Annotated in this window: 9 protein-coding genes; 1 reads left to right on the forward strand and 8 read right to left on the reverse strand. The window is 65.9% G+C overall.

The genetic code is table 11. The features are described 5' to 3' along the window. The 8 genes from eccB to AWC18_RS17750 form a co-directional block, all read right to left on the reverse strand. The coding region (gene eccB, locus AWC18_RS17715) for a type VII secretion protein EccB (RefSeq protein WP_109560133.1) at nucleotides 1–1,091 on the reverse strand (1,091 nt) is incomplete at its 3' end. Next, nucleotides 1,088–2,929, reverse strand: coding sequence for a type VII secretion AAA-ATPase EccA (gene eccA, locus AWC18_RS17720; RefSeq protein ID WP_085139598.1), 1,842 nt, complete (start codon nucleotides 2,927–2,929; stop codon nucleotides 1,088–1,090). The genes eccA and eccB, both read right to left, overlap by 4 nt. A 50-nt stretch (nucleotides 2,930–2,979) precedes the next feature. Beyond that, entirely contained in the window at nucleotides 2,980–3,945 is a 966-nt protein-coding gene (locus AWC18_RS17725; protein WP_064999230.1) for a TauD/TfdA dioxygenase family protein, read from the reverse strand. Nucleotides 3,946–4,092: 147 nt separating this feature from the next. After that, nucleotides 4,093–4,380, reverse strand: a complete 288-nt coding sequence (locus AWC18_RS17730; protein WP_064999229.1) for a WXG100 family type VII secretion target — start codon at nucleotides 4,378–4,380, stop codon at nucleotides 4,093–4,095. 17 nt (nucleotides 4,381–4,397) lie between these two features. Further along, the gene (locus tag AWC18_RS17735; RefSeq protein ID WP_064999228.1) at nucleotides 4,398–4,691 is read right to left on the reverse strand and encodes a type VII secretion protein EsxS; all 294 of its coding nucleotides are present in this window, start codon (nucleotides 4,689–4,691) and stop codon (nucleotides 4,398–4,400) included. Nucleotides 4,692–4,735: 44 nt separating this feature from the next. Next, on the reverse strand, nucleotides 4,736–6,325 hold the full coding sequence (locus AWC18_RS17740; RefSeq protein ID WP_085139599.1) for a PPE family protein: 1,590 nt from the start codon (nucleotides 6,323–6,325) through the stop codon (nucleotides 4,736–4,738). 140 nt (nucleotides 6,326–6,465) lie between these two features. Continuing rightward, nucleotides 6,466–8,046: a PPE domain-containing protein gene (locus AWC18_RS17745; protein WP_064999227.1), complete on the reverse strand. Its 1,581-nt coding sequence runs from the start codon at nucleotides 8,044–8,046 to the stop codon at nucleotides 6,466–6,468. After that, nucleotides 8,043–8,354, reverse strand: a complete 312-nt coding sequence (locus AWC18_RS17750) for a PE family protein (protein ID WP_064999226.1) — start codon at nucleotides 8,352–8,354, stop codon at nucleotides 8,043–8,045. Before AWC18_RS17750 ends, AWC18_RS17745 begins: the two co-directional genes overlap by 4 nt. A gap of 919 nt (nucleotides 8,355–9,273) precedes the next feature. Between AWC18_RS17750 and AWC18_RS17755 the strand changes: the two genes are divergently transcribed. Next, the gene (locus tag AWC18_RS17755) at nucleotides 9,274–9,882 is read left to right on the forward strand and encodes a TetR/AcrR family transcriptional regulator (protein ID WP_082961229.1); all 609 of its coding nucleotides are present in this window, start codon (nucleotides 9,274–9,276) and stop codon (nucleotides 9,880–9,882) included. Nucleotides 9,883–9,976: the final 94 nt, after the last annotated feature.

Genomic DNA, 9,976 nt, shown 5'->3' on the forward strand with positions numbered 1-9,976 from the left:
AACACCGACACATCCAACTGCCGCGACACCGGCAACCGCGCCACATCATCAGCACCCAACACCGGCGGCCGCTCCAACCCCTGCGAATCCGAATTCCGCAACACCGCAGCCAACACCGAAGAAACCGGCTGCAAACCATCCTCCAACACCGCGTAATAACGCAACACACCATCAGAATCGGTATCGAGGTCATGCGCGACGACCACCGAGCCGATCGAAACCGGCACCGGCAACGGGAACGGCAACGGGTTTCCCGCGCCGGGGATCAGCGGCGCCACCAAAGCCGGCGCCTCCGGAATCACGTTGAACAATCCCGCGGCGATGGGCCGGGGCTTCAACGCACCGGCGTCCAAGCCCAGCGCCGCCGTGACGGCCCTGTCTGCCAAGTCGATCCGGCTGCGCTTGCCGTCCCACAACAACCACGCACCCGCGCCGTTGTCGACCAGCACCGCCTCCTGCGAACCCAACGCGTCAGCGTGGCTCCCCTCGGTGTCCAACCGCCCTGCGATCACCGTGACGCCGGCGGCACTGCCGGACACCGAGTCGCACACCGTCCAGTTCGCGTCGGTGTCGGCGCTTTTCACCAACCGCTCCGGCGCACCTGGAATGCCCAGCAGGTTGCCCCGCGGAAAGGTGTCCAACACGGCGGCTTTCACTGCTTTGGGGTTCTCCGGGCGACCGGCGACCAGCCGCGCCGAAGTCAGGTTCAGCACCGGATGCAGCTGGTCACCCACGCGCACATACAGCGCCGACGTGGAGCGATCAGCCAGGATGGGATCGTTGTCGGCTGATCCACCCGGTCGGATCAGCGTCAGCACAAAGCTGCCGAGTAGTCCGGTGATCAACAGGACAACCCCCATCAACACCGCACGGGACTGGGTGCGCAGGGGCTCCACCAGCATCCGGGTGTCATGCAGGGCAAGACCTGAGGCGATCCGCCGCACCAGGAATCGCCAGCCGCTGACCTGATGCTTGGTGACAAAACCGCGCCGGTACTCGACCCGATCCGGGTTCTCGTTGACCGGGGTCCGCGACGCGAACGAGCGCCGCCCGTCTTCGGTCAGGTCAGAACGTTCCGAATTCGCACTCATACCTTGACCTCCAGGCCCAGGCCACGCAGCAACGGCGCCACCGAGTTACGAACATCTTCGGCAGTGATAGTCATGAGCTCCTCATCAGTGAATGCCTCGGTGCCGGCCTGCTCAGAGTGGTCAAGCCGGAATTCACGCTCCTCCTCGGAGCGTTCGACGAGGTTTCGTACAAACCGGCCATTGCCGGCGATGTCCAGGCTGCGACGCTCCACGCCGTTGGCGTCGGGATGCGAGGCCGCGGCCAGCTGAGTGAACAGCTGCTGCAGGTCTTCTCGCGCACTCGGCTCAAAGACGCTGTCTCGGTGCTCGGCCATCACAGTGGCGATCTCGACCAGTTCCTCGGCCGTGTAGGACGGGAAGTCGATGCTGCGACTGAAACGCGAGCGCAGACCTTCGTTGGTGTCCAGGAACCGGTCCAGGTCCGCCCGATAGCCGGCGATGATCACCACCAGCCGGTCACGGTCGTTCTCCATCCGCGCCAGCAGGGTGTCGATCGCGATCAGGCCGAAGTCGTTCTTAGCGCCGGTGGCCACCAACGCGTACGCCTCGTCGAGGAACAGCACACCATCGAGCGCACTATCGATGACCGCGTTGGTCTTGGCCTCGGTCTCACCGATGTGCTGACCGATCAGGTCAGCACGGTGCACCTCACGCACATTTTCTTTCTTCAGCAGGCCCAGTCCGCAATAGATCTTGGCCACCACCCGGGCGATGGTGGTCTTACCCGTCCCGGGAGGCCCGGCGAAGACCAGGTGGTGGGCACGCTGGGCCACGGCCAGCCCATGCTGCTCACGGCGAATCGCCATCGCCACCGAGCTCTTGAGCCGCTGCACCTGATCCTTGACCTCATCGAGGCCGATGAACTCACCGAGTTCGCGCTCCGCCTCGGCCAGCAACTCCGCCTTGCGCTCATGAGCGCCGGGATCGATGAAGTCGGACTCGTTCGGCTCGGTGTTGCGATCCCACGGGTCGGTTCGCGCTGCGATGCGATCCGCGGTGGTTGTGACGATCCCGAAACTGTGGTCCAACAGCGCCTGCTGAACCTGCTCGTTCTCCGGGTTGGCGGCGTAAAGGTCCTGCAAGACCTCGGCCGCGGTCTCCTCATCGTCCTGGGCGCGCAACACCAATCCCTTGGCCAGAGCCCCGTCGGTGGCCGCGGCCGCGATCGGGCCTTCCGGCTCCTCCAGGTAGGACAACGCCGGGGCGTACATACCCAGACGCGCCAGTGCGGTTCCCAGGGCGATCTTGGCCGCGTGGCCGAACAACGCGTCCAGCTCCGGGTCGTTGACGATCGGCGTCAGCAGCTTCACAACATCCGACCACCGCTCGGCGCGATAGTGGATTACCGTGGCCAGCCAGCGGGCGTCCCGGAAACCCGGTCGGCGGTCGGCGATCTCGGTCACCAGCCGGTAGGCCTCCCCGTACCGGCCGGCCGCGGTCAACGCGGCGGCATATGCCAGCGCGAAGTCGTCGGGTTCGGTGGCGCGGAACTGCAGGTACAGACCGGTGTCGTAGTGGAACCCGAGCGCGCCCTGCTGCAGATCGAGCTGCCGTTGCAGGGCACCCGCCGTCGACGCGGTACGCCAGATGGCCTCCAGCACCCGCGGCGACGTGTCGCCGGCCGCGGCCAGCCCCACCCACGCGTCGCAGTGCTCGTAGGCGACGCGGCTCAGCGCAGCGAAACCGGCGCGGGCAGCGGCCAGGTCGGCGGGCCGTTTCCGACCGTGGACCGCGATGCCCAACGCCCTACTGCTGGTGGCGAACCGGCTGACGATGTCAGCATCCACCCGGTTTGCGCGGGTGGATGCCTCCAGCACGCCCACGTCACGGTTATTCATCCTCGAATCACTTCCCACTCAAAGCTGTACGGCCCGGAACCAACGGTGGCTTACGCCACCGCTTGCGGTTCTGCGATGACGGAGTACGCCGAAGCGTCGCCCTGGAAGACGCGGCTGCGTTCGCCCCGGACACTGACCGGGATGTCGCCGGCAAGGGTGATTCGGTGCAACCGCCGGTGCTCCTGACCGAAATCGGCGACGCCGTAGTGCTGGGTGGCGCGGTTGTCCCAGATGGCCAGGTCGCCCAGCTGCCAGTTCCACCGGATGGTGTTCTCCGGCCGGGTGATCCGCTCCTGGAAGATCTGGAAGAGCGCACGCGACTCGGAGTGCTTGACATCGGCGATTCGCTGCACGAAGTTGCCGAGAAGCAAGGAGCGTTCCCCGCTCTCGGGGTGCACTCGCACCACGGGGTGCTGCGTCTCGTACGTGGTGGAGTTGAACGTCTGGATGTAGGTCTGGAACTCCTCCGACTGCAGCAGTGCGGCGTACTTCTCGAGCTGCTTGGAGTCCGTCAAGTCCAGCTGGGTGTAGTCAAAGGCGTTGCTGTGCACCGCCCAAAGCTCTTCGGCCAGGCGTGCCAACGGGTCGGGCAGCTCCTGGTAGGCGGTGACGGTGTTCGCCCACAGGGTGGTTCCGCCGAAGGACGGCAGCTCCACGGCCCGCAACAGCGACGCTTTGGGCACGCGGTCCACGAACGTGACGTCGGTGTGCCAGCTGTTCGCGCTGGTGCCCCCGAACGAGTCGATGGGAAGAATGGCGCCCTCGCCCTTCAGCAGCGGGTGGGGTGCGGTCGGGGTGCCCAGCAGCTGAGCGAACGCGGCCTGGCTGTCGTCGTCCAAGTGGTGCTGCCCTCGGAAGAAGATGACCTTGTGCGCGATCAACGCGTCATTGATCGCGGTGACGGTCTCACGGTCCAAGTCACCGCCCAGCTTGACTCCGTCGATGCGGGCGCCGATGTACTCGCCGAGCTTCACCACTTCCAGGTCGGAGCGGGTGGACAACGATTGGGTGGACATGGGAGTTCTCCTTAATCAGTCTGTGGTTCATCAGAGTTCAGGCCGGCGTGCGGATCGGATTCCGCAGGCAGGCTGGCCGAAGTCATTCCGGCAGAGTTGTTTCGGTCGGATAGGCGCTTGGGCGCCCCGAGGGGATAACTGCCTGCGTCAGCCCCAGCGGGCAGCTTCGGCGTTGTCGCGGGCGAGCATCGACAAGGTGTTGGTCTCGTGCGTGGTGGCCATCGCGTGATAGGCCCGCACCAACTCCTCCATCGCCTGGTTCCACTGCGCCTGCCAGGCCTGATACGTCAGTCCCGTGTCGCCCTGCCATGCCGCCGACAACGCCGCCTGCTCACTGGCGATATCAGCGCCCACGGCCTGCAACGTGCCCGCGTGCCCGTTCATCTCCGCGGCATGCGCCAGCATGGCCGGGTAGTTGTACAGAATCTGTGACATCACACAATCCCTTCTCGTCAGAATCCGGTGTAAGAGCTGGCCGCGGCCGCGTCGGCTGCCACGTAGGTGTTGCCCGCGTCCGCCAAGTTGACTTGGGCAATGTCGAGCAACGCGTTCACCCGCGCGGCCAACGCCACGAACCGGGCGTGTGACCCCTGAAATGCCGCAGCCGCCTCGCCTACGTGAAACGCCTGCGCCGACAACGCCGCCTGCTCCGCCTGCGCCATGGTCGACCGCATCAACGCCGCCTTGGCGCCGAACGCCGACTCCGACGCCACCAACTGCGGAATGTGTGCATCCAACAAACTCATCGCTTATCTCCCTCTCCAGATCGATTCCTTGTGTTCACCGACGATCAGCCCTCTGCGTTGTGATCCACTCCTTCGGTCGACTGACCGGTCCAGCTGGCCGGCAGCAGCGGCTCCGTCGGCACTCCGTTGAGCGAGTCGCCGGCCAGCGTCGCCAGTCCCGCCTCTCGCACACCTTGTTTGACCACGTTTCCGGCGAATCCGAGCCCGCCTGCGCTTCCCTGCGAGGCGATGGGGCCACCGTCGGCCGGCGACGCCCAGTCGGCGTCCACTTCGATGTTCATGTCGGCGTATTGCTCGCCGTGGTCGCGAAGCTGCGTCCGGCGCCGGCGGCGCGAGGATCGGCGCGCGGCCGATTCCTCGATCGCCGAATCCGATGCCGGGCTCTTGGCCTGTGAGCCGGTGCCACTTCCGGTCCTGTTGTTCGTACCGGATCCGGTGTCGGGCCCGCCTCCGAATCCGACCGCGTACGGAAAGGCCAATGCCGGGGCTGTGGCGGGTGCAGGCGGTGCCGGCGGCGATGCGCCACCGGGCACGCTGGCCGGTGGCGCCGCTGCGGGCGATCCGGTGGCCGGCACTGATCCGGCCACGCTCACCAATTGCGCGGTCGGTGCCGTCGTGACCGGTGCGGCCGGGGCGGCGACCGCGTCGGGAACCACGTCGATCAGCATGGGCAGGGCGAACGGCCGCGGCAGAGCTGCCAGTGCCGCAAAGGCACTCAGGCTGGAAAAGGGCGCAGCAAGGCTGGAGGAGACCGCGGCACCCAGCTCGATCGCGGTCAGCGGATGAGCGAGCAACCACGGTGCGAGTGTCACCGGGTTGAGAAGCAGCAGGCCCACTTCCGGGTTCGTCTCAAGATTGGCGATGATGTAGTCGATCTCCTGGATCTGAGTCAACGTGTTCTTGAGCCAGTACGCCAACGTCAGAGGGTTGGTGTAGGAGGTGTACGGCAGTCCGTCGATGGTGCCGGTCACGGGGTCCCAGCGCAGCCCCAAGGTGGCCTCGATGAAGTCCGCGAGGCCTTCGAGGAACGGGTCGGTCCACACGTGCGCAGGGCCCCACGGGTCCGACGAATCCCCGGCACCGACCGAAGCCTCTGACCTGAGGATGGCCGGTGCCGCAGGGGTCGGCGGAACTGACGCGGAAGCCAGCCCCGCGACCGCCTGATAGGTGCTCATGGTGGTGGCGGCCTGCACCCACATCCGCGCGTAGTCGGCCTCGTTGATCGCAATGGGGACGGTGTTGATTCCGAAGAAGTTCGTCGCCAGCAGCACCCCGTGAACGGCGTGATTGGTCGCCAGTTCAGCCATAGTCGGCATCGCCGCCAGCGCCGTGATGTAGGCGGCCGCCACGCTCTCGTGCTGGGCGGCCGCCGCGGCACTGTCGGCGCTGGCCTGAGTCAGCCACGCCAGGTACGGCGCGTTGGCGGCCACGTAGGTTTCCGCGCTCGGCCCCTGCCATGCGCCGGCCTGCACCGCCGCCAGCACCTCACTGAGTTCCACGGCTGCCGATGCGTATTCGGCACTCAGCGTTTTCCACGTCCCGGCCGCAGCCAGCACCGAACTCGGACCCGGCCCGCTGCTCAACAATGTCGAGTGGACCTCCGGCGGCAACGCCATCCACACCGGTGCGGTCACGCCGACCACCCCGGTCCGGACAGCTCAGCCCGCCCCTCGGCCCCAAACGCCGATTCCGCCACCAATGGCGGAACAGGCGCGTCCAACACACTCACGGTCTATCTCCATCTCGACATCGATTGCCCTGCGTTCACCGAGGATCACTTCTCGGGGTGGTGATCCACCCCTTCACTCGGATGCCCGCTCCAGGTGCTCGGCATCAACGGTTCGATCGGAAGACCACTGAACGAATCACCGGCCAGTGTGGTTAAACCGGCTTGGTGCACATCCTGTTTGACGTTGCCGCCGGTGAACCCGAGCTGTCCGGCGCTGCCCTGCGAGGCACTCGGACCGTCATCGGGCACCGACCAGTCGGGGTCGACATTCATGTCGGCGAACTGGTCATCATGCATTTCCGTCCGCCGGCGGCGGCGCTTGCGCGCCTGCCGGCGCGCGGAGGATTCTTCGGCCGCGGAGTCCGATGCCGGACTCTGCGCTCGTGCGCCGGTTCCGGTTCCCGTCCTGTTGTTGGTACCGAAGCCGATCCCAGGACCGCCACCGAATCCGATCATGTAGGGGAAGATTCCCGCGCCCGCCACTGCCGCCGGCGCCGGTGCCGGCGCCCCCGCACCCGCGGAAGCACTCGCCGGCACACCGGTCGCCGGGGATCCCGCCCCCGGCACCGACCCGGCGATGCTCACCAAGTGCACGTTGGAACCCGTCGTCACCGGGGCGGGTGCCGATCCGGTGTCGGGAATCGAGTCGACCAAGAACGGCATGCCGGACGGCCACGGCAGAGCCGCCAGTGCCGCGAACGCGCTCAGACTCGCAAACGGCGCGGCGAGGCTAGAGCCGATTGCGGCACCCAGTTCGATGGCGACCAGTGGGTGCGCCAGCAGGAACGTCGCCAAGTTCGCCGGGTTGAGCAGGAGCAGGGCGACTTCCGGGTGCAGGCCCACATTCGCGATGACGTAGTCGACCTCTTGGATGAGGGTCACGGTGTTCTTGACCCAGTACAACCCGGTCAGTGGATTGGTGAACACCGAATAAGGCAACCCGTTGATGGTGCCGTATCCGGGCTCCCAGTTGACCCCAACCAACCGCAGCACCTGCGCGACGCCTTCCAGGAAAGGATCGGTCCAGGTGTGGGCTGGGCCCCACGGGTCCAACGGATCCGGTTGCCCTGCCTCCGCCGATCCCACCGACTTGAGGATCGCCGGCGCGGGCGGGGTCTCCGGTGCTGATGCGGCAGCCGAACCCGCGACCGCCTGGTAGGTGCTCATCGTGGTGGCGGCCTGCACCCACATCCGCGCGTAGTCGGCCTCGTTGATCGCAATGGGGACGGTGTTGATTCCGAAGAAGTTCGTCGCCAGCAACACTCCGTGAACCGTGTGGTTCGTGGCCAACTCCGCCAGTGTGGGCATCGCCGCCAACGCCGCGGTGTAGGCGGCGGCCACCGTTTCATGCTGCGCGGCCGCCGCGGCACTGTTGGCGCTGGCCAGGGTCAGCCAAGCCAGGTATGGCGTATTCGCCGCTGCGTACAGTTCGGCACTGGCGCCCTGCCATGCTCCGCTCTCCACGGCCGCCAGCACTTCGCTGAGTTCTTCGGCCGCCGTGGCGTACTCAGCACTCAAGGAGTTCCATGTCCCAGCAGCTGCCAACACAGGTCCGGGACCAGGACCACTGCTCAACAGTGCGGAATGGACCTCCGGCGGCAATGCCATCCAGACCGGGGCGGTCACCTAGGCCCCCAGCCGGAATACACCGACGCCGCCCCGGCGTCGCCGGCGGCGTAGTTGACCCCGGCCTCGCCCACTCCGATCCCCGATCGGCCCAGTTCGACGGTGCCCTGGGCGGCCACCACCTCATGCCGGCTGCCGAAGAGACTCAGCGTGGCCGCACTCTGCAATGAGACGGGGTCAGCAGCAGGAGGAATCACCGCGGTGATCACCGGCGCCGCGGTGGCGTGCGCTTGGGCCAGCCTGGCGGCCAGGGCTTCCACGCGTGCGCAGGCAGCGGCCAGTCCTTCGGGGACGACATGTAGCGGCATGACCAATCTCCTTCCGAACTGGGCGGGCAGATCGCTGCGACTGCCTCGTTGGTGTTCATAGGACCACCGCGGCCGAAGACGTGTCGACCGCCGGCCAGAGCAGCGCTGCACGATGGCATTCGAGGAGCCACTTCGATCACCACCCCTAGAACCGCGAATAATGTTGGGGTGCAGACACTTTCAGCTCACCCGGAAGGCATGTTAATTCCCGTGAGCACCGCGCTTGGGGTTTGAATCACTGGGTAACGAAAGGCCCACCGGCACTTAAGCATCGGGCCAGGTTGACATGCATCGCCGAGCGTTGACGGGTGTCAACACGGCCGCTCCCCCGTCCATGAACAAGACAGCAACGCAGCTATGGCGTGGATTGCACTGTGATACAGCGACTTACCGTCGATACAACGGTTGACTGGGTGGGTGCCGATTCGAGGGCGCCGCTCACTGAACAGCGGAATGCCCTCTACAACACTAGGATTGGCGCGCAGAACAACTGCACGTACTCGAAATCAGTTCGAGCGTAATGAGATTCATCTGCCGCAGGCTCAGGCAATTCGGCTATCCGCAGACGAGCCGACTGTGAGAGCCGGCGGCCAACGTTCGGACCCGGTGCCGTGAACGATCGGCAGGAACTGAGGACGCACAGCCAGGGTCGGATAGACCGATCGTGGCGATATTGATAGGTGCCCCGCTGCGCGGTCCACCGACTGTGTCAGGCGTCCTGTGATGTCACAGACAGCAGCGGCGACATCGGCCCTGGAGATCCCGCGACTCCTGGCAACCGGGCACCGCTCGGCCAGCGTCCTGCGCGGAAGCGGCCATCATGACCTCCATGAACTGGTGGATCAGTGTGTCGGGTGCGCCGCGACGCGCACCCGCTAGTCAAGCGACTACACCGATGTAGTGGGGCTAGCGTAGCCATGTGACGGATAACGATGCAACAGGCAACCCTATCGACCAGACCACTTCGGCGCGCGAGGAAGCCGTCGCCGCGGTGCTGGTCCACGCGGCCGACCTGTTTGCCGAGCGAGGGCCCGCAGCCACGTCGATTCGCGACATCAGTACTCGATCCGGGGTCAACCATGGACTGGTGTTCCGGTATCTGGGGACCAAGAATCAGCTGGTCAAAGCCGTTCTTAACCACTTGGCCGACGAGGTCGCCGAGGCCGTGCAGGCCGGCGCCCCAGCGCAGGTGATCGCGGCCAGAACGGAGCTGCAGTGGAGAGTGCTGGCCCGAGCCATCCTCGATGGTTTTCCGGTCGGACAGCTCCAGGAACGGTTCCCCATCGCAGCAAATCTGCTGAAGCACGGCCTGAGCAGCTACGACGAGGAAACCACCGGCCGTCTTGCCGCCGCGAATGTGATGGCGCTGCAATTGGGTTGGCAGCTTTTCCAGCCGTTCCTGCGCTCGGCGGCGGGCATTGAAGACCTACCGTCATCCGATCTGCGGCAAAGCGTCACCGGGGAGATCGCGCGGATGCTGAAAACCAGCCCCTCAGAAGTGTTCCGGATTGCATTCCCGGTGAGTTAAATCCAAGCCCACCGGTTGGGGTGTTTATTCGGCTTCGAGGGCGGCCAGGACCTCGTCGGACAGATCGACATTGGTCCACACGTTCTGCACGTCG

The organism is Mycolicibacter nonchromogenicus, from assembly GCF_002101775.1.
Classification (GTDB): domain Bacteria; phylum Actinomycetota; class Actinomycetes; order Mycobacteriales; family Mycobacteriaceae; genus Mycobacterium; species Mycobacterium nonchromogenicum.

What these genes read in the sequence shown, in the direction of transcription:
- AWC18_RS17730 (WP_064999229.1), bottom strand. Translation starts at nt 4,380, where the DNA reads ATGTCACAGATTCTGTACAACTACCCGGCCATGCTGGCGCATGCCGCG.
- AWC18_RS17735 (WP_064999228.1), bottom strand. Translation starts at nt 4,691, where the DNA reads ATGAGTTTGTTGGATGCACACATTCCGCAGTTGGTGGCGTCGGAGTCG.
- AWC18_RS17725 (WP_064999230.1), bottom strand. Translation starts at nt 3,945, where the DNA reads ATGTCCACCCAATCGTTGTCCACCCGCTCCGACCTGGAAGTGGTGAAG.
- eccA (WP_085139598.1), bottom strand. Translation starts at nt 2,929, where the DNA reads ATGAATAACCGTGACGTGGGCGTGCTGGAGGCATCCACCCGCGCAAAC.
- AWC18_RS17750 (WP_064999226.1), bottom strand. Translation starts at nt 8,354, where the DNA reads ATGCCGCTACATGTCGTCCCCGAAGGACTGGCCGCTGCCTGCGCACGC.